This window comes from Actinomadura napierensis (genome assembly GCF_039529375.1).
In the GTDB taxonomy this organism is placed as follows: Bacteria; Actinomycetota; Actinomycetes; order Streptosporangiales; family Streptosporangiaceae; genus Spirillospora; species Spirillospora napierensis.
The window spans coordinates 15,923-40,013 of sequence record NZ_BAAAMR010000075.1 but is presented as its reverse complement, the minus strand read 5'-3'; the positions used below and the strand labels follow the sequence as shown (position 1 = coordinate 40,013).

25 protein-coding genes are annotated in these 24,091 nt (G+C 71.3%); 6 read left to right on the top strand and 19 right to left on the bottom strand.

Annotated features, from left to right (window positions below; all coding sequences use genetic code 11):
• Positions 1-68: 68 nt before the first annotated feature.
• From ABD296_RS33515 to ABD296_RS33490, 6 genes are all read right to left on the bottom strand, one after another.
• The gene (locus ABD296_RS33515; RefSeq protein ID WP_344276552.1) at positions 69-680 is read right to left on the bottom strand and encodes a GAF domain-containing protein; all 612 of its coding nucleotides are present in this window, start codon (positions 678-680) and stop codon (positions 69-71) included.
• Positions 681-706: 26 nt separating this feature from the next.
• Positions 707-1,087 carry an STAS domain-containing protein gene (locus ABD296_RS33510; RefSeq protein WP_344276549.1) on the bottom strand — a complete coding sequence of 127 codons (381 nt, stop codon included), beginning with the start codon at positions 1,085-1,087 and terminating at the stop codon, positions 707-709.
• A gap of 523 nt (positions 1,088-1,610) precedes the next feature.
• A complete protein-coding gene (locus ABD296_RS33505) occupies positions 1,611-2,690 on the bottom strand; it encodes an XRE family transcriptional regulator (protein WP_344276546.1) in 1,080 nt (359 codons plus the stop codon).
• Positions 2,690-3,331 (bottom strand): hypothetical protein, encoded by a 642-nt coding sequence (locus ABD296_RS33500; RefSeq protein WP_344276543.1) that lies wholly within the window; start codon positions 3,329-3,331, stop codon positions 2,690-2,692. Before ABD296_RS33500 ends, ABD296_RS33505 begins: the two co-directional genes overlap by 1 nt.
• Before the next feature lie 10 nt (positions 3,332-3,341).
• On the bottom strand, positions 3,342-3,932 hold the full coding sequence (locus ABD296_RS33495) for a hypothetical protein (RefSeq protein WP_344276540.1): 591 nt from the start codon (positions 3,930-3,932) through the stop codon (positions 3,342-3,344).
• A 62-nt stretch (positions 3,933-3,994) separates the two neighbouring features.
• A complete protein-coding gene (locus tag ABD296_RS33490; protein WP_344276537.1) occupies positions 3,995-4,288 on the bottom strand; it encodes a hypothetical protein in 294 nt (97 codons plus the stop codon).
• A 197-nt stretch (positions 4,289-4,485) separates the two neighbouring features.
• On the opposite strand from ABD296_RS33490, the gene ABD296_RS33485 reads away from it, so the two are divergent.
• The gene (locus ABD296_RS33485; RefSeq protein ID WP_344276534.1) at positions 4,486-5,064 is read left to right on the top strand and encodes a dihydrofolate reductase family protein; all 579 of its coding nucleotides are present in this window, start codon (positions 4,486-4,488) and stop codon (positions 5,062-5,064) included.
• Positions 5,065-5,148: 84 nt separating this feature from the next.
• Here the strand turns inward: ABD296_RS33485 and ABD296_RS33480 are convergent, their stop codons facing one another.
• Genes ABD296_RS33480 through ABD296_RS33470 form a run of 3 tightly spaced genes read right to left on the bottom strand, consistent with a single transcriptional unit; the run spans position 5,149 to position 6,322 of the window.
• Positions 5,149-5,334: a DUF397 domain-containing protein gene (locus ABD296_RS33480; RefSeq protein WP_344276531.1), complete on the bottom strand. Its 186-nt coding sequence runs from the start codon at positions 5,332-5,334 to the stop codon at positions 5,149-5,151.
• Complete coding sequence (locus ABD296_RS33475) at positions 5,331-5,510, bottom strand: DUF397 domain-containing protein (protein WP_344276528.1); 180 nt, start codon at positions 5,508-5,510, stop codon at positions 5,331-5,333. The genes ABD296_RS33480 and ABD296_RS33475 overlap by 4 nt, the downstream gene beginning before the upstream one ends.
• Positions 5,510-6,322 (bottom strand): helix-turn-helix domain-containing protein, encoded by an 813-nt coding sequence (locus ABD296_RS33470; protein WP_344276525.1) that lies wholly within the window; start codon positions 6,320-6,322, stop codon positions 5,510-5,512. The genes ABD296_RS33475 and ABD296_RS33470 overlap by 1 nt, the downstream gene beginning before the upstream one ends.
• 119 nt (positions 6,323-6,441) lie before the next feature.
• Here ABD296_RS33470 and ABD296_RS33465 point away from each other — a divergent pair, with 119 nt between their 5' ends.
• Positions 6,442-7,212: an ATP-binding protein gene (locus ABD296_RS33465; RefSeq protein ID WP_344276522.1), complete on the top strand. Its 771-nt coding sequence runs from the start codon at positions 6,442-6,444 to the stop codon at positions 7,210-7,212.
• Between the two features lie 48 nt (positions 7,213-7,260).
• Here the strand turns inward: ABD296_RS33465 and ABD296_RS33460 are convergent, their stop codons facing one another.
• A complete protein-coding gene (locus ABD296_RS33460) occupies positions 7,261-8,175 on the bottom strand; it encodes an HNH endonuclease (RefSeq protein ID WP_344276519.1) in 915 nt (304 codons plus the stop codon).
• Positions 8,176-8,421: 246 nt separating this feature from the next.
• On the opposite strand from ABD296_RS33460, the gene ABD296_RS33455 reads away from it, so the two are divergent.
• Complete coding sequence (locus ABD296_RS33455) at positions 8,422-12,039, top strand: WD40 repeat domain-containing serine/threonine-protein kinase (RefSeq protein WP_344276517.1); 3,618 nt, start codon at positions 8,422-8,424, stop codon at positions 12,037-12,039.
• A gap of 7 nt (positions 12,040-12,046) precedes the next feature.
• Here ABD296_RS33455 and ABD296_RS33450 read toward each other — a convergent pair whose 3' ends face one another.
• The 5 genes from ABD296_RS33450 to ABD296_RS33430 all read right to left on the bottom strand — a co-directional run bounded on the left by ABD296_RS33450 (position 12,047) and on the right by ABD296_RS33430 (position 17,925).
• A complete protein-coding gene (locus ABD296_RS33450) occupies positions 12,047-12,601 on the bottom strand; it encodes a TetR/AcrR family transcriptional regulator (protein WP_344276514.1) in 555 nt (184 codons plus the stop codon).
• Positions 12,602-12,619: 18 nt separating this feature from the next.
• Positions 12,620-13,786: an acyl-CoA dehydrogenase family protein gene (locus ABD296_RS33445; protein ID WP_344276511.1), complete on the bottom strand. Its 1,167-nt coding sequence runs from the start codon at positions 13,784-13,786 to the stop codon at positions 12,620-12,622.
• Positions 13,787-13,868: 82 nt separating this feature from the next.
• Positions 13,869-14,729 (bottom strand): hypothetical protein, encoded by an 861-nt coding sequence (locus ABD296_RS33440; RefSeq protein WP_344276508.1) that lies wholly within the window; start codon positions 14,727-14,729, stop codon positions 13,869-13,871.
• A gap of 351 nt (positions 14,730-15,080) precedes the next feature.
• The gene (locus tag ABD296_RS33435) at positions 15,081-16,073 is read right to left on the bottom strand and encodes a DUF389 domain-containing protein (protein WP_344276505.1); all 993 of its coding nucleotides are present in this window, start codon (positions 16,071-16,073) and stop codon (positions 15,081-15,083) included.
• A gap of 43 nt (positions 16,074-16,116) precedes the next feature.
• Entirely contained in the window at positions 16,117-17,925 is a 1,809-nt protein-coding gene (locus ABD296_RS33430) for an alkyl/aryl-sulfatase (protein WP_344276502.1), read from the bottom strand.
• 293 nt (positions 17,926-18,218) lie between these two features.
• Here ABD296_RS33430 and ABD296_RS33425 point away from each other — a divergent pair, with 293 nt between their 5' ends.
• The 3 genes from ABD296_RS33425 (at position 18,219) to ABD296_RS33415 (ending at position 19,558) form a co-directional block, all read left to right on the top strand.
• Positions 18,219-18,644, top strand: coding sequence for a DUF7144 family membrane protein (locus ABD296_RS33425; RefSeq protein ID WP_344276499.1), 426 nt, complete (start codon positions 18,219-18,221; stop codon positions 18,642-18,644).
• Positions 18,645-18,690: 46 nt separating this feature from the next.
• Entirely contained in the window at positions 18,691-19,194 is a 504-nt protein-coding gene (locus tag ABD296_RS33420) for a DUF1269 domain-containing protein (protein WP_344276497.1), read from the top strand.
• Between the two features lie 124 nt (positions 19,195-19,318).
• Entirely contained in the window at positions 19,319-19,558 is a 240-nt protein-coding gene (locus ABD296_RS33415) for a hypothetical protein (protein WP_344276494.1), read from the top strand.
• Positions 19,559-19,634: 76 nt separating this feature from the next.
• Here the strand turns inward: ABD296_RS33415 and ABD296_RS33410 are convergent, their stop codons facing one another.
• The 4 genes from ABD296_RS33410 to ABD296_RS33395 form a co-directional block, all read right to left on the bottom strand.
• Positions 19,635-20,015 (bottom strand): recombinase family protein, encoded by a 381-nt coding sequence (locus tag ABD296_RS33410; protein ID WP_344276491.1) that lies wholly within the window; start codon positions 20,013-20,015, stop codon positions 19,635-19,637.
• Between the two features lie 185 nt (positions 20,016-20,200).
• Positions 20,201-20,689 (bottom strand): MarR family winged helix-turn-helix transcriptional regulator, encoded by a 489-nt coding sequence (locus ABD296_RS33405; RefSeq protein WP_344276488.1) that lies wholly within the window; start codon positions 20,687-20,689, stop codon positions 20,201-20,203.
• A gap of 60 nt (positions 20,690-20,749) precedes the next feature.
• Complete coding sequence (locus tag ABD296_RS33400) at positions 20,750-23,302, bottom strand: FtsX-like permease family protein (protein WP_344276603.1); 2,553 nt, start codon at positions 23,300-23,302, stop codon at positions 20,750-20,752.
• Complete coding sequence (locus ABD296_RS33395) at positions 23,302-24,075, bottom strand: ABC transporter ATP-binding protein (protein ID WP_344276600.1); 774 nt, start codon at positions 24,073-24,075, stop codon at positions 23,302-23,304. The genes ABD296_RS33400 and ABD296_RS33395 overlap by 1 nt, the downstream gene beginning before the upstream one ends.
• Between the last annotated feature and the right edge of the window lie 16 nt (positions 24,076-24,091).

Genomic DNA, 24,091 nt, shown 5'->3' with positions numbered 1-24,091 from the left:
GGGCGCGTCCACGATGGGCGCGTTCACAGTGAACGCATTCACAGTGGGCGCGTTCGCATCCGCGCCGTTCACATCAGCCCGGGCTGCGGCGGACGAAGACCGTCGATGACATGCGCGCCGTCCGCGGCGGCCTCAGCCCCGTCCGTGCGGCGCCCCTCGGCGAGTTCGACGAGCCGGGCCGCCATGTCGGCGAACAGCAGCAGCTGGCGGGCGGTCGCCGGCCCGAACGGCTGCGCGCCGGGGCGCCCCAGCACGGCCAGCACCCCGCGCGTCGTCTCGCCCGTCTCCAGCGGCAGGATCAGGATCGGGCCCGGTGGCAGCCGGCTCAGCGTCTGATCGGCGGCGATCCGCGCGGACAGCGCCCGGCGGGAGGCGAACGCCCGGCCGAGCATCGACCGGCCGCGCCGCACCGTCAGCCCGCGCACCAGGTCGCCGTCGGCGCCGTCGGCGACGTCGATCCGGAGCATGTTCCCGTCTTCGACGGGCAGGGCGATGAACGCCAGCGGGACGTGCGCCAGCGCCCTGGCCTGCGCCGTCACGAGGTTCAGCAGGTCCGGCAGCCGGGCGCCGCCGAGCACCGCCGTCATCAGCTCGAACGACGCCGCGAACCGCTGCTCGTCCGCCGCGTCCCGGGACGCCCCCGGCGGGCCCCACGCACTCGTCGCCAGATCTTCGCTCATCCCGCTCTCCTCACGCGCTCGGACATTCAGGCCGCGGCCGATCGGGAGCGGGGCAGCGCGATCGGCACCGCACCACCGGCCGGCCGGACGGTGAACGCCCGGTCGAGCCCGGTGACGTGCAGGAGCCGGGCCAGCTGCGGGCGCGGCGAGGCGAGGACGAGGGAGCCGTCCGGCCCGGACCGGCGCCGCGCACCGACCAGCAGCGCCAGCCCGGACACGTCGCAGAACGTCACCTCCGACAGGTCGATGACGACGTGCGCTCCGGAGTCGGCCAGCGCGACGCGCAGCCGTTCCCGCAGGGACGGGGCGGAGGCGATGTCGAGTTCGCCGCTGAGGGCGATGAGGGTGTGGTCCGCGAGCTGCTCGCGTCTCAGCCCGGCCTCGGGCGAGGCGATGCCAGTGGGCATGTGGATCTCCGATCCGAAGTCTGTGGACGCCGGTCCCCGGCGGGTGGCGCGGGGATCAGCGGGCGGCGGCGCCGTCGCGTCCACGCGACGGCCTCGTGACGCCGCCGATGCCGGCCGCGGCGTGGCAGGTGCACGTCCGGGTGCGGACGGGATCGTGTTGCGGCGTCATGCGCGCCGTACCTGTCTGGCCTCCCGGGGAGGCCGAGTAACGGGGAACCAGGGGGACGCGGGCTTGGCCGCCGGCATCGAAAACCCCTCGTTCGCGCCCCAGCCTACGCCTACCCGCCGCCGGCGGCCGTGGCGCGCGCACGGGCCGAGGCCCGAAGACGACGCCGCGCACGCCCGTCCTCGCAGGCCACAGCCTCGCGCTCAGCGCGCCGGAACCAGCAGGCCAGGACCGGCCCGCGCTCCGGCGCAGCGGAACCCGCGGCCCGCCGGCCGACGGTCAGCAGCGCGGGACCAGCAGGTCCGGGTCCGCCGGCGGTCAGCGCGCCGGGACCGGCAGGTCCGGGTTCGCCGGCGGTCAGCGGTGCGGGACCAGCAGGTCCAGGTCGGCTCGCGTGACGCGGGCGCGTTCGGCCAGGCCGTCGCGGTCCATGCCCGCGGCCGCCACCAGCTCCAGCGCCCGCGTGAGCATCGTCGGCTGCTCCAGCGCACGGGCCGGTCCCGGCTCCTGGCGCCGCCACCCGCGCGAGCTCAGCGCGCCCATCGCGGTGCGGTACGCGCCCTCCTCCATGACCCGCAGCGTGCGGGCCCGGTACAGCAGCGCCGCGATGCTCACGCCCCACTCCGCCTTCAGCTCGCCGAAGCGGTCCCAGTCGGCGGACCGGGGAAGCTCGCCCGCGATCTCCTCGGCCGGCATCAGGAACTCCGCCGCGAACCGGTGCGCCTGGTCCTCGACGATCTTCCCGCCCGGTTCGGCGTCGGCGTGCATCACCAGATGCCCCAGCTCGTGGGCCCCGTCGAACCGGTTCCGCCAGTAGTCGCCCTTCGCCGGATTGAAGAACACCATCGGACGCGGATGCAGGCCGACGCTGAACGCGTCCACCCGCTCGGCCGCGTCGGGCAGCACGAGCACCACCACGCCCTGGGCCTCCAGGGTCCGCACCACGTGCGGCACCGGGCCCGGGCCGTCGACCAGTGCCCTCCGCGCGACCCGCGCCGCCTCCACCGGGCCGCCGCCCGCGATCTCGTCCGGCGACACCACGTACTCCGGCAGGTCCACCACCGGGAGGTCGACGAAATCCTCCAGCGCCGCGACGACGTCCGCCGCGATCCGCCCGTACGCCAGGGCCTGGTCCCGCTCGATCTGGCTGGTCGACCTCAGCGACCGGAAGTGCGCGCCGTCCAGCGACACCGCGCCGCGCCCGGTGCGGAAGAACTCGACCGGCACCCCCAGGGCAATGGCCAGCCGGGACACGACACCGTCCTCAGGCCGCTGCACCCCCGCCTCGTATTGCCCGATCGCCCGCGGCGTGCTCCCCACGGCCTGCGCGAGCTGGTTCTTGCGCAGGCCCCTGAGCCGCCGGGCCAGCGTCAGCCGCTCGCAGTCGAACAGCAGCCGCGCCTCGGCGACCCGCCGAGCCGTTCGCTCATCGTCCACTATGCCGTTTCAGTGCTCGTCTCTCCGCGCAGCCGCATGGGGACGTCGGCCTCGTCGTCCCAGAGCGGCATCGTCCGTTCGACGAGCTTACGGCGTGGATCACCTCCAAGCGCGTCGTCCAGCTCCCGGACCCAGTGCCATGCCGTCCCGCCGTCGGCATTCCACCGGGGGCGCCCCAGGAAGAGCTCCATCTCCAACGGCTCGTCGCTCGCACTGTGCGCGAGCACCAGCGTGACGACCTCGGGCGTGTCGCCGCCGAACCCGATGTCGAGCGCGAGCTGCCGGTCGTCCGCGTACTCCTGCCGCGCAACGGCCTGCTTGGTGGGACTGTCCCGGTCCCACCGGATCTTCCGCACCGCCCCGAACTCGTGCCGCTTCAACAGCACCCGATACTTCCCGTACCGCCAGCCGGGCGACCCGTTCAGATCGTCCCGGACCACCCGGTGATCGCCCTCGAAGACCCGGTCGATCCGGGACGTCAGCACATCGAACGCGGTCACCCCGTAAGACCGCTCGGTGAACCCCGCCGCCCGGCTCAGCCCCCCGAACACGGCCAGCGTCGCCTCCCGGTGCGCCTCCCGCACCCCGTGCAGGAACCCACCGGCCCGCAGCTCCCCCCAGACAAGGGTCTCCTCGCTCACACCCCGCACCCTAGAAGCCGCCACCGACAGAACGTCCGATAGTGAACAGCCGGACCTCCCGCAACCGCGGCACCGGCCCCGCACGTCCCTCCCGCACCCACAACGCCCGGACGGTCGTCAACACCAGAGCCCGTGCCCCCATGAACATCAACACCGCCAACGGCAGCTCACCGAGCAACGCCGTGATCACACTCACCACGAGCTCGCCCGAGCCCCACGACAGCATCACGTCGAACCACGCATCGCACACCAGCAACGTCCCCGTGACGATCTGGCCCACGATCGCGATCTGCAGCCGCCGCCACACCGCGAACGCCGTGAGCGCGAACGCCGCCGTCAAGGCGACGTCGAACCCGATCCACGCGGCCGCCCACTGCCCCGCCTTGTAGTGCTGCGGCAACGTGAACCCCAGCACGACCGTCCACGGAATGAGCCAGGCACAACACGCCACCAGGAAGACCAGCACCATTCCCCGGCGCCGCCGGTACCGCGGCTGCTCCAGCGGATCCTCGTCACCCAGCGCGATCAGCGTCCGCAGCAACTCGGCCCGCTCCTCGGCCGACAACCCCTGCAACTCCTCGACCGACACCACCCCGACCACCGCCCTCCGGCCGACGTTCCGCCCCAAGCATAAGAAGCGCCGACCGGCCGAACAGGCCGGCCCTACTTCGCCGCCGTGCTCTTGACCGGCGCGGCCTTCCCCTCGGCGACGAGCCGCTCATGCTGCTGCCACCCCTGCAACCACTTCCACCCGGCCCCGAGCGCCGCCGTGGTCGCCGCCACCATGAACGACGTCACCTGCGTCTCGTCCAGATGAGCACCCGGAACCCACTGCGCGACGACCCCCGCCAACCATCCGGCCGCCACGGCGAACACCGGCGTGAAAAGCGCCACCCCCCGCCCCATCCAGGACCCCTCCGTAACCGGCTCCTCCACCGACGTCCCGACCTCGCTCACACCCATCACCATCCCGCTACAGGCGGACGAGCCGCCCACGAACCGACATCGCCCCCCATGCTGATCCGCCACCGCCCCACCCGCCCCCAAAACCGCCAAATCCCACTCAAGCGCCCGGCAACCCAAGACCGATGAGTCTCGCCGCAGTGCCCGGTCTGTATGCCCAACACACGATCAGGCGCTCAAGGGAGAGCAACATGACCGCTACCTACACATTCGACGTCTTTTCCAGCCTCGACGGCTTCGGCGCCGCCGGCGGCAACTGGACCGGCTACTGGGGCAAGCAGGGCCCCGAACTGCTCGACCACCGCCTCGCCCTGTACAGCGAGGAGCAGCGGATGGTCTTCGGGGCCAACACGTATCGGGCGTTCGCGCAGATGCTGGCCTCGAGCACCGAGGAGGCCGAGGTGCGCGACCCGTGGGTCACCCGCATGAGGAACCTGCCGGCAACGGTGGTGTCGACCACGCTGGAAGAACCCCTCGACTGGCCCGACGCGACCGTCGTGAGCGGTGACGCCGTCGACGTCGTCGCCCGGCTCAAGCAGGAATCCGACGTCCCGCTGCGCTCGCACGGCAGCCTGGCGATGAACCGCGCCCTGATGGCCGCCGGTCTGGTCGACCGCGTCCAGGTGACGCTGTTCCCCGTCATCACCGGCCAGACGGGGCTGGACCCGATCTTCCAGAACGCCGCCGACTTCGACCTCGAACTCATCGAAAGCCGAACCCTCGACGCCCACACCCAAGAACTCACCTACCACCCCACCCCGCACACCTGACCCACCCGCGCCCCACCTGCGTGCTGTAAGCGACCGCCCTACAAGCCAGGAAGCAGCGACGCGTTCACCGTCCGCGCCACCATGTCAGCCAAGACCCTTCAACCGCCGAACGAGCGCCACAAACTGCTCAGGAGCAAGGGCGAGGTGGCCGCCGTCGGGATTCCTGCTGTCCCGCACCCCGACGCTGTTGTTGAGCGCAGCGACCTCGACACATTGAGCGCTGGTCCCCTCCGTCGAGTAGCTGCTCTTGCGCCATGGAGCCGTTGTCACTTCGCGTCCTTGAGGCGCCGTAGCACAGCAGCGAACTCTGCGGTTGTAAGCACGAGGTGCCCTCCGTCGGGCTGTTTGCTGTCCCGCACTCCGATGACGTTGGAGAGCGCAGCGACCTCGACGCATTCCCCGCCCTGGTTGGTACTCCTGCTGCTCTTGCGCCATACGGGGGGCATTACATGGCCTCCATGATCTGTCTGATCAGGTCTCGCGAGAGACTCTCGGGCAGCGCATGCTGCCCTATCTGGTCATAACGTAGAGCATATGACGCTACCTCGGACGTCCCCGAGGCCAGCCGACCCCCTCCTGGGGCCTCAACGTAGGCCACCTCCATATGGGGATTGGCGAGCGTCATCAGCATGAAGGCGCCATCCAGCCCGGGATGGTGGCCGACGGACTTCGGAACCACCCGTACACCTATGTTTGGACGGTGTGAGAGATCGATGATGTGAGCGAGTTGAGCCTTCATGACCTTCGTGCCGCCGCACGGCAACTCCAGCAGTGTCTGTGACAGCAAGAACCAAAAGGTGGGCGGATTGTCCCGCTCTAGGATCGTCTGGCGGGCAAGACGTTTTTCGAGCGCCGCCTCTACATCACTGAGATTGCCAGTCGTGAGGCCCGCTCGCGCGTAGTCGGGGGTCTGCAGCAGGCCCGGGACGAGATCGACCTGCCAGGTCTTGATGACGGACGCCTTGACCTCAAGATCGACGTACTGCCTGAACCAGTCCGGGTCGTGGCCGAGGGTGGCGTACCAGACCAGGAATGAGAAGATCCCGCCCGTGTTCCAGTGCTGGTCGAGGCGGAGGGCCTGATCCGCGTCGAGCTGGAGCACTCCGGTCTCCAGCCGTGAAACTGTCGACTTCGAGCAGCCGAGTACCTCGCCCAGCAGATCGCCCGTGAGTTTGCGCTGGAGGCGGCAGAAGCGAAGGTAGTAGGCAATGAGCCCCCACATCGAAGACTTCGGGTCGGGGGTAGGGCGGTGGCTCATCTTCGTCCTCCCATTTTCGAGGAGTTGCGGGAGTTGCAGGCAACTCTGACAAAGCTAAGCCGGTGCGCGCACCCTGTGGGTCGGAAGCAAGGAACCTGTGACCTGCGAGGACGGTTCAAATGGTGCAGATAGCGCAGCTCGGACAAATTTCTGTCGGTCATCCGACGGAAATAGCTCTTGGTGGAATGTGTGCCTGGCGACTGCCCGCGGACGCGACGTGCGCGTCCGTCAGCCGATCGCTCCTCACCATCGCCCTGACGGCTCTCCGCCTCGGCCGCGACATGATCGATGACGTCACCCTCGCTGCGAGCGAACTGGCTACCAACGCCTTCAACCACGGTCTCCGCGCCGACCCGCTCTCCCCGCCCGTACCGCCGGAGCTCTGGCTCTGGGCCCGCGTCACCCCTTCACCACAACTGGTCGTCTCGGTCTTCGACGCCTGTCGCAGCTCGTTCCCGGACGCCGCTCCACGTGACCTGCTCGACGAGCATGGCAAGGGCATCGGAATCGTCAGCATGCTCGGCGCCGACTGGGGAGCCCATCGGTCCCGATCAAGGCTCGGTGTCGGCTACCCGGGGAAAGCCGTCTGGTGCGCCTTCCCTCTCCGAACCTCCTGGCCGAACCCTCGCTTGACCGCCCCGCCGATCCTCGCCGCCCGACATCTCGCCGCCACTCTCACCGTGAGGGGCGTCCACAACGTTGAGCACCGTCATGGCCGAGGGGTTTCCCTGGTTACCGTTCCGATGGTCGGCACCGAGATCAACGTCTGGGTGGAGCCGGCGCATCTGACCTACTCGGCTCCGGACGGCTCGCGCGCACGCCGTCCCGTAGTTGACCTTCACGACACCGCCGAAAATCTCACCGGCTACCACGAGGGCTGTAGAGGATAGGTACTTCCGGACGTCTATTTCTGGGCGGCGGTTAGACGGTGTGGGGCGTCATCCTGCTTTGCGGAAGGTTTCGTAGCGCTGCTCAATGGCTTCCAGGTCCGGGCGGTCGATCCGCCGCCTTGGGAGGGTGAGGGTCACCCCGTCCATCTCTTGGAGGCCGTGTCTGAGCATCGGGCCGTCCACTTCCTGGAGGATGTCAGTGCGGACCTGGATCGTGAGGTTCGGTCGTATGCCCAGGATGTTGGCGTCGTACGCGGCGTGGTGGATCTTGCAGAGGGAGAGTCCGTTCGAGACGGCCGGCAGGCCTCGTTCCTCTCTGTCGGGAATGATGTGCGCGGCGTCGAGGAGTGAGGCGTGGCGCAGGCGGCACATTGCGCAGCTGGTGTCATAGGCGCGGATCACTCTTTGCCGGAATACAGGCTGGTGCAGGCGCTGCTTGCTGATCCGCTCAGAGTATCTGCGCTCCAGGGGACTCAAGGACGCATGTCCGGCGAGATTCGCCTGGGATTCGTCGAGGGCGACAGCGACCTGTGACTCGGCTGGTTCGTCTGCGACGATCCATACCGGGTAGAACGGCAAGTACAGCCCTTGTTGAACGCCGAAGAACCAGATGAGCGGTACTTCGAGGGCGCGTGCCTCCTGCAAGCCCTTGTTCGTGTAGTGCTGAGGGTTTCCTTGGTATTTGTACCTGAGGAAGCCGTCCGGGCCGAGAGCGTCTTCGTAAGGGGCGCGCTGGCCGTCCGATGTGTACGTCGTCAGGATTGACAGTGCGGCCGTCAGCCCCTGGGGCTTGCGGATGCCGAGCTGGTTGTCGACGAGCGGGACGCGCCGGCCTTCGAACTCGAAACCGAGGAGTTCCCGGCGCTCGACGACCGGATTGTCGGGTGTGCACCGGCGGTCGAGCCAAGCCATCGCGGCGCTGCGCAGGCGTCCGTCGAAGCCCTCGGCCTCCAGCTGACTCATGTGAATCTTCTACTACTTCGTGACCCCGGCGCGCCAGAGTGCATCGGCCCGAGGCGGCGGTCTTGGGGGCTGCGGGATCGGCGTGGTGGGGGAGGTGAACGGGGGGTTGTGGCGCGGTGAACTGGTGGGTGTGGGGGATGGGGTGGGTCACATTGGGGTGGCGGGCAACTAAAAGAACATGGGTGTCTGTATATTCTGGCGTTCTCTAGGGCGCCGGGTGGCGTCCCGGTTGCGGAGGATGCCGGCATGCCCGTTTCTCTCTTGGACAGCGATCCCCGGCAGCTCGGCGGGTACTGGCTCGCCGGGCGGTTGGGGGCCGGGGGGCAGGGCGTTGTCTACGAGGGGTACGACGTCCAGGGGCGTCGGGTCGCCGTCAAGGCGTTGCACCCTGAGACGGTCAACGAGGCGCTGCGCAATGGGTTGCGCAAGGAGGTCGCGACGCTGCAGCGAGTCGCGTCGTTCTGCACGGCGCGGATCATCAGTGCGGATCTCGACAGCGCGCCGCCCTACGTCGTCAGCGAGTACGTTCCGGGCCCTGACCTGGCGGAATGGGTCGGTGAGCGGGGGGCGTACGGGCCGGACGAGCTGCATCGGCTCGCCATCGGGATCGCGACGGCGCTGGCGTCCATTCACCGGGCCGGGATCATTCACCGGGACCTGAAGCCCGCGAACGTGCTGCTGGGGCCGGACGGGCCGCGCGTCATCGACTTCGGCATCGCCAAGACGGACGAGATGTCGCGGAGCGCGACGGGTTCGCTCAAGGGGACGCCGCGGTGGATGGCGCCGGAGTCGTTCCGCGGGAAGCGGGCCACGTCGGCGGTGGACGTGTGGGCGTGGGCGGCGGTCGTGCTGTTCGCCGCGAACGGGAGGCCGCCGTTCAACGGTGACACGATGGCGAGCCTGCATCACCAGATCCTGAACGAGCGTCCGAAGACCGATGTGCTGGCGGAGCCGTTGCGGGGGCTCGTGGAGGCGGCGCTCAGCCAGGATCCCGAACAGCGTCCGAGTGCGCAGGAGGTCTTGGACGGCCTGCTCAGCGGGGTGACCGGGGACGCGCTGGAGGCGGGGACGAGGGCGGCCGGGCAGGGGGAGCCGCCGTCGGTGACGTTGCCGCCCTCGCTGGGGGACGTCGCCGAGCAGGTCTACGGACGGCTCGACCGGGAGGCGCAGCAGGCCGTCCCGCGGGTCCTGCTCAGGATGGTGGCGGCGCCGTCGGATGCTCAGGGTGCGCTGCAGCCGATCCCGCTCGGCGATCTCGTCGACGGGGCGACGAGCGAACGCGGGATGCAGGAGGTCTTGGACGGTCTCGGCGGTGCGGGGCTGTTGCAGCGGGACGGCGCCATGGTGTCCATCGGCACGCCCGCGCTGCTGCGTGCGTGGCCCCGGCTCGCCGACTGGGTGAATGCGGAACGCGAGGGGCTCGCGGTTCATCAGGCGTTGGCGGGTGCCGCGCGGTTGTGGAACGCGAACGGGCGCAAGCAGGCCGACCTGTATCAGGGGTCCGCGCTGGACGAGGCGCTGGCCTGGGCGTCCGTCGGGCGGCGGCAGCTCACGCTGAACCTGGCCGAGCGGGCGTTCCTGGACGCGTCGGTCCGGCAGACGCGCGACCGGGCCCGGACGCGGGCGGCCGTAACCGTCACGCTGGCCGTCCTGCTGGTCCTGGCCTTGGGTGCGGGCGCGGCCGTCGCCGTGCAGAGCCGCAACCTCAGGAAGACCAACGCGACGGTCGCCCGGCAGCGCGACGCGGCGGTCGGACGGCAGCTGGCGACGCGGGCCGTCCAGCTGCGCCGGACCGATCCGGTCCTCGCCCGCAGGCTGGCCGTCGCCGCGTCCGCCCTCGGTGGCGACACCTTCGAGACGCGTGACGCGCTGCTGACCCTGGGGACGCAGTGGGAGCAGGACATCTACCGGCCGCCCGGCGTCGACGGCGGATGGAACACGCTGGCCCCCGACAAGGGCGCCCCGTTCGGGTGGTGGAAGGGCAACACCGTCGTCCTGGCGGATCCGGGCACCGAGAAGGCGGGGCCGAGGCTGACGGTCCCCGGCGCGGTGCTGAAGGGCCTCGGAATGACCCTCGACGGCAAGCGCCTGCTCAGCCTCCAGGCGGACGGCACCCTGACGCTGTGGAACACCGCCACGGGGGCCCGCACCGTCCTGCCGTTCAAGCACGTGGTGGGGGACGGCCTGGGGTTCAGCCCCACCGGCTCGCGGCTCGTCGCGACCCACGACGGAACCGTCAGAGTGCTCGACACCGCCACCGGCCGGATGCTGTTCTCCGCCAAGGAGGGCTACTCGATCCAGGGCCCGGTCGTCTCCCCGGACGAGACGATGCTCATCGGCGTGTCCCCGGTCGGCAAGCACGGCTGGAAGCTGACCGGGCGCGACCTGCGCACCTTCAAGCCGATCCGCGTACCCCGCGTCCTCGAGAAGCTGAGCAGCACGTCCCGCCTGACCTTCAGCCCCGACGGCCGGTACCTCGCGGCCACCGACGTCGACGGGCAGCGGAACGGCATCACGGTGGTGGACGTCAAGACCGGCAAGGAGCGCACGACCCTGGTGCGGCCGAAGGGGTACAACGACCTGGAGACCGACATCGTCTTCAGCCCGGACGGGCGGTTCATCGCGTCCGACATGATGATGTGGAGCACCGAGCCGGGCATCTCGGAGCCGCCCGCCCTGGCGTACAAGCCGGACGACATGTGCACCTCCACCCGGTTCAGCGCCGACGGGCTGAGCCTGCGCTGCCTCGACTCGCAGGGCCGGATCAGGTCGATCGACGTGGCCGCGTTCGTGCGTCCCGTCCAGGTGGCCCTGGCGCACGGCGACTCGGCGATCAGCCTCGACGGGTCCACGCTGGCGACCGTCGACCCGCTGCCCTACAACCGCGCCGTCAAGATCTGGGACACCGCGACCAGGAGGCAGCGGCCGAGCCTGCCCATCACCGTCGACCTCGACTACGAGGGGGACCGGTTCTCGCTGTCCCAGGACGGCCGGCAGTTCGCCCTCCTCAAGCACGACGGGACGGTCGAGATCTGGGACGTCCGGTCCCGCACGAAGCGGTCCACCATCAAGCTTCCGCCGGACGGGTTGACGCGCCGTCCCGTGCCGTCGTTCTCCCCGGACGGCCGGTCCGTGGCCACTCTCACGCTCGCGGGCCCGCAGACCCCGGCGAACGCGAACTCGCCGACGCAGCCCACCACGCTGCAGTTCTGGGACACCGCCACCGGCCGGCGCCTCGGGCAGGCGCAGGCCGCGCAGCGCACCTCCGCGTCCGACGGTTCCGAGGAGATGAGGATCGTGTGGAGCAAGGACGGCCGCCGGGTGATCTCCGCCAACGACCTCGGTGTGGTCGCCTTCCCGTCCGGGAGGACCCTCGCGCCGCCGAACTCGCTGGCGACGACCGTCCAGGCCATCGGCGCGAAGGACACCCTGGTCACCGTGCAGGACCGCGTCGACCAGCGGTCGCTGTCGTTCTGGAACGCCCGGACGCTCAAGCAGATCGGCACCCCCGTCGCGACGCCGGACGGCAAGACCCCGATCGCGGCCGTCTCGCCGGACGGCCGCCTGCTCGCCACCGCGGACATGAAGGGCAAGATCGACCTGTGGGACGTGCAGAGCCAGCGGCGGCTCGGGCTCGCGCTCACCGGGCACACCACGTCCTCGATCGACGCGGTGATCGAGTCGCTGGCCTTCAGCGCGGACGGCACCCGGCTCTACAGCGTGGCCGGCGACGACGGCAAGCTCGTCACCCACACCGTCGCGCCGCGCCTCCTCAAGGCCGACCTCTGCAAGCGCACGGGATCACTGTCCCGGCGCGAATGGTCCCAGTACGTCCAGGACATCCCGTACCGCAAGACCTGCTGACCCCGCCTCAGCGGCCCAGCAGGATCTCCATCATGCGGTCGCCCGGATCGGTGCCCTCGGAGGCCCCGCCGGACGGGATCAGGTAGCCGCCGACCCACGAGCGCAGCATCAGCAGCGCCCGCAGCCGCGCGTCCTCCGCGCCGAATCCGAGGTCCTCCAGGCATGCGGCGATGTGACCGAGCAGGCCCCGGTCGGCGTGCCGCACCGCCTCCTCGGCCGCCGGGTCGTGCTGCGCCCACAGCCGCATCGCCCGGTCGATCGGCGCGATCTCCCGGCCGAGCGCCTGGATACGGCGCAGCCGCTCGCGCGGGTCGTCCGTGCTCCCGAGCGCGAGGCCCAGCACCTCGTCGGTCCGCTCGTGCGCCCACCGGTCCAGCAGCGCCCGCAGCAGCTCGCCGCGGTCCTTGAAGTGCCAGTAGAAGCTGCCCTTGGTGACGCCCAGCCGCGCGGCCAGCGCGTTGATCGCGACGCCGCGCTCGCCGGCCCGCGCCAGCTCCTGGTAGCCGGCCTCCACCCAGTCCCGCCTGGCCAGCCTCGTCCGGGCCGTCATCGTGCTCCCCACGCTCGGTACCGGACGCCGTCACACGAGCACGGTCGGCCCCGGGTCCATCCCCAGCTCGACCCTGCCGTACAGGGCGTACGCCGCGTCCGGGTCGAACACCACATGCCCGCTGATCGTATTCACATCGCGCTGCGCCCGCTGGAACGGCGAGTCCGCGAACTGGGTGCTCGCCCCGGCCGCCGAGCACAGCTCGTTCACCACCCTGCGGGCGGTGCCCGCCACATGCGCCGCGACGAGCCGGGCCCGCGCGCGCCGGTGCAGGTCGATCCCGTCGCCCGCCGCCGCGGCCTCGGACACGTCCCGCAGCGCGTCCTCCAGCAGCAGCCGGGCCGCCGCCAGGTCCGCGGTCGCCGCGGCCAGCCGGATCTGGCCGCTCATCAGGTCGCGCTGCCGCTCGCCGCTGTAGGCCATCCGCCGGCTCCGCATCCGCTCGCCGAACCGCGCCAGCACCCCCTCGGCCATCCCGAGCACGGGCGCCGCGCTGGTCAGCGCGAACACCGGGACGAGCGGGACCCGGTAGAGCGCCGCCGGATGGACGTCCGCCCCGGGGGACCGGCCCTCGGCCAGCGCGGCCAGCGGCACCGACCGGTGCGCCGGGACGAACACGTCCGCGACCTCGATGTCGTTGCTGCCCGTCCCGCGCATCCCGCTGGTGTGCCAGACGTCGTGGACGGTCACGTCCGCGCGCGGCAGCAGGAACAGCCGCGGCTCGATCGCGCCGTCCGCGCTGACCAGGCCCATCACCATCGCGTGGTCGGCGTGCATCACGCCGCTGCCCCACGACCAGCGGCCGGTCACCCGGTGCCCGCCGTCCGCCGGCTCCGCGGTGCCGGTGGGCGCGAGGACGCACGGGATCAGCGCGTACGGCCGCTCCGCCCAGACCTCCTCCTGCGCCTGCTCGGGGAACAGCGCCACCATCCAGTTGTGCAGCGTGTAGATCACCGACAGCCACCCGGTGGACCCGCAGCCCGCGCCGGCCTCGCGGCACGCCGCCGCCATCGCCTCGAACCCGAGTTCCGCGCCGCCGAACCGCTTCGGCACCAGCATGCCGAACAGCCCCGTCCCGGCGAGGTCCTCGATCGTTCCATCCGGCAACCGCCGGAGGTCCTCGGTCTCCCGAGCCCGCTCCGTCAGCACCGGCGCCAGTTCCCGCACCCGCCGCACGATCTCATCTCCATACCCCATAGTACGGAGACAGTACTCACGAGTATGGAGCCTGTACATCCCTGCTGCCGAGGAAGGAACGGAAGGCCCGAAAGGGCCGCTGCTATCCCTTGATGGCCAGGTGGACGACTTCGGCGATGTTGTAGCCGAGGATGCTCGCCACGTCGGCCAGCCCGGGAGTGCTCAGCACCCCGTGCGCGTCGCCGGCGTTGATGCTGTTGTGCCAGCGGGTGTCCTCCTGCGGCTTCTCGTCGTTCCAGTACGCCCGCGCGTGCTTGATGAAGTTCTCGGCGTCCGTGCGGCCGGACCCGTGGAGCTGCTGGATGAACTTCTCGAGCTGCTCCCTGCCGACGTACGGCACGAAGGAGCTCCAGTTGCCGCCCGTGTCGTGGATGCTGGTGTTGTCCGGCTTGGGGCTCAGGGGAAGGTGCAGGAAGGCGGCCAGACGCTCCAGCGAGCGCTCCCGGTCGGCCATGTAGTCCTCATAGCGCACGACCAGCTGCGGGAGCCCGTGGAAATTGGCGGTGCGGAGGGCGTCGACGTAGGTGTCGCGCCAGATGCCCGCGCCTCTCCACAGTGCTTCGCCCGTCCGGTTCCGGTGGCTGATCGCGAAGGCGATCGGGTTCCGCACCGTGATGATCGCGCTCACCGCGGTCCGGCTCGCCCGGTCGGCGACGCGCTGCTCGACGGCGCGCTGCTCGACGGCGCGCCGCATCCAGGCGACGAACTTGCTGCCGTCGACGATCGCCGAAACGCCCAAGGAGCGGGCGAACTGCTCGTGCATGCCGAGAATGTCGTCGTAGGAGACGCGGTCCCGGAGCGCGTCCGTGAAATGGCGGCACTGCTTGCCGAGCAGCGAACAGGGCCCGCATCCCCGTCCGGAGTCCTTGTGGCTGAAATCGGGGACCTGCGTGAAGTTGTTCAGCTCGCCGACGTAGTGGGCCATCTTGATGCGAGCGGTCATGTCGCGCCCCATCAAGGTCGACCCCGAGAACAGGGTGCCGATGACGAAGATCGACGTCAGAGACCGCTCCTGCGGTTTGGGAAGCCTGGATCGGAGGTTCGTGAGCCTTCCGGGCAGTACGGGAACCTCTTGCGTCTCAGCGTCCATGTTCACGTCCACGAGAATGATGTACGGAGTTCGTGTGCTTCTGTCCGGCTTCCGGCTTGAGGGGCACCTCGCTGCGGCGCGAGTCGGCCACCGTGCGCCCCTCCCGGCCGGCCCGGAAAGAACGAGATGACCGTACCGGACATTGTGCCCGTAGCCAGTGACGACCTCGAACAGGCCGGTAGTAGACGGCGAGAGCGGTGTGGGTCAGGGGCGTACCTTGCCGGCTTTTATGGTGTGGCCCTGGGTGATGTCGATGACCACGGAGGAGCCGTCGGGGACGATGCCGTGCAGGCGGGTGAGGAGGTCGGCGACCGGCGGCAGGCCGCCCGGGGCGCGGACGGAGACGTGGAAGGTCTTGAAGCGGGTCCGGACGCCGGTGACGGCGGCGCCGGGTTCGGCCGCGAGCCATTCGGCGGCGGCGTGCCTGACCCCGGTCTTCCATGCGGCGAACAGGTAGTTGGCCGCCGTGCTGACGCCCAGGGGGACGAGGACGAGCAGCCCGGCCGCGCTGAGGACGAGGGCCGTGCGGGCGCGGGTCCGGCCGGCCGGCGCGTCCATGTAGCCGAGGGCGGCGAAGATGAAGGTGCCGGCCAGGACGAGGGACAGCGCGTTGGACGCGAACAGCACCAGCGCGCCGAGCGCGAGGCCGGGCGCGCCGTCGCCGAGGCAGACGCCGACGACGACCAGGGGCGGTACGAGGGAGATCGCGATGGCGACGCCGGGCAGGACGGCGGCGACGTCGCGGCGGGCGAGGGCGACGGCGCCCGCGAGGCCGGTCGCCATCGCGGCGATCAGGTCGGCCAGGCCCGGTGAGGTGCGTCCGGAGACCTGGCCGTTGGACAGCAGGTCGTAGGAGCGGGGGACCGCGAGCGAGGCGAGCAGCCCGACGGTGACGACCGCGGCCACGCCGCCCAGGGCGAACCGGCCGGCGCCGGTCTTCGCGCGCTTCACCAGGCCGAGCGCCGTCCCCATGATCGGGGTGGACAGCGGGGCGATGATCATGGCGCCGATGACCGTCGCGGTGGAGTCCGCGATGACGCCCGCCGCGGCGATCACGGCGGACAGCACGAGCATCGTCCAGTACGCCGAGTAGCGCGATGCGCGGTCCCCGGAGCGCAGGTCGAGTTCGGCGGTGAGCTCGTCCAGCGTCCGGCGCTGCGCCGCGGGGACCAGGAGGTCCCGCAGCCGGGTCAGCATCGGGACGCCGCGCGCGGGCGGGCGTTGCGCCGCATCGGTGGCGTCAGGGGGTGACGATGTCGAAGTTGCGGTCGGGGATGTCCAAGAGGCCGATGAGCGTGGTGATCGCGCGGCGGTCGCCGTCGGCCTGGATGTCGCCGAGGTCCTGGGTGGCGACCAGCTGGAGCAGCTGCGGCTTGGTCAGGGTGAGGGTGAGGTCGGGCGGGGTGCCGTCGTGCGCGCGGGACTGCGTGAGGACGCCGTTGGCGAGGCTGATCCGGACCTCCTCCTTGAGGTCGGTGAAGTTGCAGTCGATGGTCAGGCGGGTCTCCCAGGCGCGCGGGCCGTCGATGCGGATGGCGAGGGAGTCGACGATCTGCTCGACGCTCAGGGCCATGAGGACGTCCGGCGAGGCGCTGTCGAGGGTGTTGGCGGGCTTGTCGCCGCGCAGTTCGGCGGCGCCCTGGAGGTAGAAGTTGCGCCAGGTGCCGTTCTCGCTGCCCTGCCCGAGTTCGTCGTAGACCCGGGCGAGGAGTTCGCGGGCCTCGGTGTCGGCGGGGTCGGCGAAGACGACGTAGTTGAGGACCTGGGCGGCCCAGCGCGTCTCGCCTGCGCGGAAGGCGGCTTCGGCCTTGGGGAGGATGTTCCGGGCGCCGCCCATGAACTCGACGTGCTTTCTCGCCGACTCTTCCGGAGGCAGTTCCCACAGGTGGGCGGGGTTGCCGTCGAACCATCCCATGTAGCGCTGGTAGACGGCCTTGACGTTGTGGGAGACCGAGCCGTAGTACCCGTGGGTATGCCAGGCCCGTTCCAGCGCGGGCGGCATCCGCATCATCTCGGCGATCTCGGTGCCGGTGTGGCCCTGGTTGAGCATCCGCAGGGTCTGGTCGTGGATGTAGGCGTAGAGGTCCCGCTGCTCGGACAGGAACGCGGTCAGCTCTTGCGTGCCCCAGGTCGGCCAGTGGTGGGAGGCGAACAGCACGTCGGAGCCGGCGGCGAACATCTCGATCGCCTCGGTGAGGTAGCGCGCCCACACGCGCGGGTCGCGCACCAGCGCGCCGCGCAGCGTCAGGATGTTGTGCAGATTGTGGGTGGCGTTCTCCGCCATGCACAGCGCGCGCCGGTCGGGGAAGCAGAAGTTCATCTCCGCGGGCGCCTCGGTGCCCGGGGTCAGCTGGAAGACGATCCGGACGCCGTCGACCACCTCCTCCTGGCCGGTCTCGGTGACCGACAGCGTCGGCTCGATCAGCGAGATCGTGCCGGTGGACGTCGTCGGGCCGAGACCCGCGCCGATCTGGCCCGTGGCGTCCTTGGGCAGCATGGCCCCGTACATGAAGATCGAGCGCCGGTTCATGGCGGTCCCGGCGTAGACGTTCTCGGCGACGGCGTGCTCCAGGAACCCGGCCGGCGCGATGATCGGGATGTCGGTGCCGTCCGGCACCACTCCGCGGACGCCCCCGAAGTGGTCGGCGTGCGAGTGGCTGTAGACGACCGCCGTCACCGGACGGTCGCCGCGGTGCTCCCGGTAGAGCGCGAGCGCCGCCGCCGCGCACTCCACCGACAGCAGGGGGTCGACCACGATGACGCCCGTGTCGCCCTCGATGAAGGAGATGTTGGACAGGTCGAACCCGCGGACCTGGTAGATCCCGTCGGCGACCTGGAACAGGCCGTGCATGGCGGTGAGCTGCGACTGGCGCCACAGGCTCGGGTTCGCGGTGCCGGGGCATCCGGCGTCGAGGAAGGCGTAGGCGTCCAGGTCCCAGACGACCCGTCCCGAGGCGTCCCTGATCTTCGTCTGCGGCGCCGTGCCGACGAACCCCTTGCCGGCGTTCTCGAAGTCGGTCCGGTCCTCGGGCGACGGCTGAGCGTCCACGTTCTCTCCTCGCGGCGGGGTGTCGGTACCCGAGCACTTCCCTGGCCCGGCCCACCTCAGCGCCACAAAAGCCTCAAGAGACCATGAACCCCCGGCGGGAGGACGGCTCGGCCGGTGAACCCGCCCGGCGGCTTGCCGAACACGGCCGCGACGCCGCGTTTCGTCAATCGCGGCTCACGTTTCCGTCCGTCCAGGGCCAAAAGGACATCGGCCACGGTTTGCGGTTGACCGTGCAATGGGGACCTTTCGGGTCATCCCGCCCTGGACTGTGGCCGGGCGGGGGAGGAGGCCCAATGACCACGAGAATGGCCCACGACTCCGGCCGGACCACGGCGCGGCATCAGGAACGCGCGTCCGGGTGGCTGACGTTCGCCGGCACCCTCGCGATGGTGATCGGCGCGTTCAACGTCATCGACGGCCTGGTCGGCCTGTTCAACGACGACTACTACCTCGTCGGCGACAACAAGATCATGGTGTTCGACTTCACCGCCTGGGGATGGTTCTGGCTGGTCCTCGGCGTCGTGCAGCTGGCCGTCGGCGCGGGGATCATCGCCGGACGGATGTGGGCGCGCGCCGTCGGCGTGCTCTTCGCCGTCCTGGCCGCGATCGGGCACCTGGCGTTCCTGCGGGCGTTCCCGCTGTGGTCCGTGCTGACCATCGGCATGTGCATCCTGCTGATCTACGCCCTCACCGCCCCGCCGTCCAGAGCGCGCGGGTAGGCGGCACCGGGCTCGCGCCGACACCCACACACCAACCGGGGGAGATATGAGCGACCTGATCGCCGTCGCCTACGACGACCTGCCGCGTGCCGAGCGGGCCCGCGACAAGATCATCCAACTGCACCGCGACCACACCATCGAGCTGGCGGACGTCGTCGTCGTCGAACGCAGGCAGAACGGCAAGATCAAACTCCACCAGGCCCGGTCCATGACGGCGGGCGGCGCGCTCGGCGGTGCCGCCTGGGGCGGCCTCATCGGCCTTGTCTTCTTCATGCCGCTGCTCGGCATGGCGATCGGCGGAGCCACCGGCGCCGCCATGGGCGCCGCGGCCGACGCCGGCATCGACGACGACTTCATGCGCGACCTCGGCGAGCACCTGGCGCCCGGCGCCGCGGCCGTCTTCGTCCTGGTCGACAAGCGCAACCCGGACAAGGTCGTCCCCGAGATGGCGCCGCTGGGCGGACGGATCATCCGGACCTCGCTGACCGACGAGCAGGAACAGCACCTGCGCGACGCGGTCAAGGCCGCCCGCACACCCCAGCCGGTCTAGCCGTCCCGGCTCGTGCGGGGGCCGGTGAATGGGGCCCGCAGGCGCGGGTAGGGCGTCGGCACGTGGCGATCGCGGCATACGGGGACGAGCCGGATAACGCTCCATCGGACAACAGGAGGAAGCGATGACGGCCGTACATCAGCGGGAGACCGGTGAGCTCACCGGAACCAAGGACAAGGACTACAACCTGGTCTGGTTCGTCGAGCAGTGCCTGAGCAACACGCTGCGGCTGGAGATCTACATCGCCGACGCCGAACGCGCCGGCGACCGGGAGCTGGCCGACCTGTTCCGCCGCGCGCAGACCGAGAGCCGCAAGGGCGCCGACCAGGGCAAGCAGTTCCTGCGGCAGCGCCTGGCCGGATGACCCCGGTTCCGTCGTCACGCCCCGGCCCCGCCGCGGCGGGGCCGGGGCGTCGTCGGGGGTACGGCGGAGCCGGGCGTCAGCTGACCGCCTGGAGGCAACTCGCGAACACTCCGTGGCAAGGTCCGAGGGCGCACAGCAACAGCCCGAACGCCGGATAGCCCGCGGACGAGCCGCCGGGCCCCTGGAGGGCGCGCTGCGCGGTGAAGAACAGCTGCTCGGGCACCAGCGGCGCCCACGCCACCCGCTCGTCCGCGTCCACCTTGGGCTTACCGATATAGGCCGGATTGTGGACGATGTCGGTGACGACCGACCGCGACCAGCGGGGCCCGCCCCGCGGCGCGGGCACGCCGCGTCCCTCCAGCTCCCGGATGATCTGCGGGATCGCCTGCCCCTGGGCGACCCGGCTGATGATCTCCCGGACGACGCCGGCCTGCGGTTCCATCGGCAACTGCGTCACGTACCGCCCCCGCGCGTCGCGAATGCGGCGGTAACCATAGGGCGCCTGCCGGCCTCGTCCCCGCGCCACCCGCGTCCCCCTCGCTGCCTACACACGCCGATTGCGCCTGACCATTGCATAGTGCAACAGCCGAAAAGGCAACCGGTACCCGGCGGGCGTCCCGCCGCCCGGCCGCTGCGCCGGGGTCAGCTCCAGCCCAGCGGGACGGCGTCCGCGACCGGCGGCTCGCCCCCGGCCTCGGTGAACGCGCGCAGCGCCGCGACCAGCGCACGGCGCTCGCCCGAGGGCATGCGCGAGACGATACCGGCGATGTCGGCGCGCCGCCGGGCGGTCACCTGCTCCACCACCGCGCGCCCGGCCGCGGTCAGCTCGATGCTGATCTCCCGGCCGCTCCGCGCGCTGGCCCGCCGCTCGACCAACCCCGCCGTGACCAGCCGGTCCACCATCCGCAGCGCGGTCGAGGGATTGACGTCCAGCCCCGCGGCCAGGGTCACCAGCTTGGCCGGACCCTGCCAGGACAGCACCACCAGCAGCCGGAACTGCGGCAGCGTCACCCTGTCCTGCACCGCCGCCAGCGACCGCGCCGAAACGGCGACCAGCAACCGCGACGCGGTCAGCAACGCCGAGGTCAGCTCGTCGACATCATCGGCACCCGGCTCGACGCCCTCGATCACGAGCACGTTTCTACCCGCCTGCAGGCGACCAAGCCAAGGCGCGGTCCCTGTCCGGAGTGGTCACTCGCGTGCGTTGACCGTGTCGGCCGGGTGGCCGCGCAGCGCGATCCGCACGGCGCCTTCCGTCGCCACGAAGGCCGTTGCGGCGGCGATGGCCAGGACGGCCAGGTAGGCCGGTGGCGGGATGTGGGGTGTCCCGTACCTGGTCATCCCGGTGGTGAACGCCGACAGGACCACGAAGCTGAGCACCGAGCCGAGCACGCCGGCCACCAGGACGAGCACGGCCGACTCCCAGCGGGTCATCCGGACGACCTGGCGGCGGGTGGTGCCGATCAGCCGCAGCAGGGCGAACTCGCGGCTGCGGTCGGCCGAGGCCATGACCAGGGTGTTGACCACGGCGATGGCCGCGAAGGCGATGATCAGTCCCATCGCGAGGTACTGCACCTGCCGGTTGGCCCGCTGCTGGGCGGCCTGCTGGGCGCGCACCTCCTGCCGGTCGGCCACGTGGACGCCCGGGTAGCCGCGCACGGCGTCCGCGAGCGCCCGCTCCACCCCGTGTGCGCCGGGGGCGGTGCGTACCAGGACGGAGGTGTCCAGCGGGGCGTCGACGTGGGGGGCGACCACGTCGCGCGGCAGGGTGACGTCGGGGAAGCCGAGCTGGAGCGAGTAGACCGCGACCACCGTCGGGGAGATCGGGGTCCCGTCGCCGAGCCTCAGCCGGAGCCGGTCGCCGACCTTCGCGTGGGCGCGGGACGCGCCGTTCGTGCTCAGCGCCACGGTGCCGGGGCCCAGGCGGTCCAGGGAGCCGGACGTGGCCCCGAGGTCCATCGTCCGCGTCAGGCCCTGGGGGGTGACGCCCTGGACGGTGTACTTGCCGAGGCCCAGCCCGCGCGCGTTGGTCTCGACGATCTCGGTGACGGTCTCGACGCCCTTGACCTTCCGGGCGGCCCCGGCCGCCGCGGTGGGCACGCCGGGCGCGTTCGAGGCCAGGACGTACTGGGCGGCGATCCCCTCCTGCTTCTCCCGTTCGGCCGCGTGGCCCAGGGTCGTCTGGGCGAACAGGATCGTGCACGTCATGGTGACGGCCAGGCAGAGCGGGGCGATCACCGAGGCCAGCCGCCGCGAGCCGGCGCGGACGTTGGCGGCGGCGAGATGGCCGCCCACCGGTGACAGGGCGTTGAGGGGTCCGTCCAGCACCCGGGCGGCCACCGCGGCGATCACCGGCCCGAGCAGGGAGACCGCCGTGACCCAGAGCAGCGCGCTGACGAACGTGACGGGCACGGCCGCGGGTTCGGTGGACAGCCCGCCGAGGACGATGGTCACGGCGACCGCGCCGACCAGGAACGCCAGCCCGGCCACCAGTCGCGCCGGGCCGGGCCGGGGCGGCTCGACGGCCGCCTCGCCGAGCGCCTCGGTCGGACGGATCTGCGCGATCCGCCGGGCGGAGATCCGGGCGGCGCTCCACGCGGCCAGCGTCGTCGCCGCGATCGCTGCGAGCATCGGCAGCGGGCCGTACGACGGTTGCAGCACGTCGGGGATCGCCCCCGCGTCCACGAACCCGGCCCGCAGCCACTGCGCGACGGCCACGCTCGCGATCGAGCCGGCGGCCCCGGCGACCAGCCCGACCACCAGCGCCTCGCGGCCGATGAGCGCGCGGACCTGCCGCGGCGTCGCGGCCACCGCCCGCAGCAGCGCGATCTCGCGGTACCGCTGCTGGATGGAGAGCCCGAACGTGCCGACGACCACCAGGACCGCCACCAGCAGGGAGGTGGCGCCGAGCGTGCCGCTCAGGCTGATCAGCATCACCCGCGCCTTCGCGGCGTCGAGGAACTCCAGCGGGCCGCGCCCGTCCCCGGTGTAGACCTTCGCGCCGGTCCCGGCGACGGCCTTCGAGGCCCGTTCGGCGACGGTCGCGGCACCGGTGCCCTCAGCCGGCAGCAGCCCGACCGCCGCCACCTGCCCCGGACGGCCGGCCAGCCGGACGGCCTCGGCGGGGCTGAAGAACACCGCGGCCTGCCGCTCCAGCGGGCCGGCCGAGGCGGCGGCGATGCCCGTCACCCGGTAGGTGGTGGGAGCGGCGGCTGACCGCACGCCGACCTCGTCGCCGGGCCGCAGCCCTCCTCGCCGCGCGAGCCCGGAGTCGATGACGACGTCCCCGGGGCCGGACGGGGCGCGGCCTTCGCGCAGCGTGAACGGGGTGAGCGCGGCCGACGACCAGTCGTGCCCCCAGGACGCGGAGCCGTCCGGGCCGGTGAGCGTGCGCCCATGGGCGACGACGTACGCCGGGAACGTCACCTCCGGGACGACGGACCGGACGCCCTCGACCGACCTCAGCCGGTCGGCGATCCCGGACGGGATCCAGACGTGCTCGGCCAGCGGCTTGGACTTCCGCTTCTCCTTGCCCTTCTTGTGCTCGACCGCGTGCGCGTCCTGGTCGCCGGCGACGATCACCGGCGTCCCCGCGTACCGCTCGGGCGGGATGCCGCCGCGCAGCCCGGTCTCCAGCAGCGTTCCGCAGGCGGCGACGAGCGCGGCGGCGAAGAACAGCGCGACGAACGCGCCGGCGAACCCGGCCTTGCGGGCGCGGAGCGTGGTGAGGGCGAGCGAGAACATCACCGCCGCACCTCCAGGCGGGTCATCCGCTCGGCGATCCGGTCGGCCCCGGGCCCGGTCATCGAGTCGACGATCCGGCCGTCGGTCAGGAACAGGACGCCGTCGGCGTACGAGGCCGCCACCGGGTCATGGGTGACCATGACGACGGTCTGCTCCATGTCGTCCACGGCGCCGCGCAGCAGGGCGAGGATCTGCTGGGCCGTCCGGACGTCGAGCGCGCCGGTGGGCTCGTCGGCGAACAGCACGTCCGGGCGGGTCACCAGCGCGCGGGCGATCGCGACCCGCTGCTGCTGGCCGCCCGACAACTGGCCGGGACGGTGCCGCAGCCGATCGGACAGCCCCAGCCGCTCGATCACCTCGCGCCGCCAGCCATGCTCGGCCCGCCCGCCGGAGAGCCGGTGCGGCAGGTCGATGTTCTGCTCGACGGTCAGCGAGGGCATGAGGTTGAACGACTGGAACACGAACCCGACCCGGCTGCGCCGCAGCTCGGTCAGCCTGACCTCGTTCAGCCCGGCCAGGCTCACCCCGCCCAGGTGGACCTCGCCGGAGGTCGGCCGGTCCAGCCCGGCCGCGCAGTGCAGGAAGGTGCTCTTGCCGGACCCGGACGGGCCCATGACGGCGGTGAAGGTGCCGCGGTGGATGCCCAGGGTGACGTCGTCGAGCGCGGTCACGGCGCCCGCGCCGCGGCCGTACACCTTGCTGACCGCGTCCAGCCGGGAGGCGAGGTCGGCGCCGGTCGAGGCGCGGCCCGTCCGGACCGATCTGTTGAACAGGGACACGGATATGCTC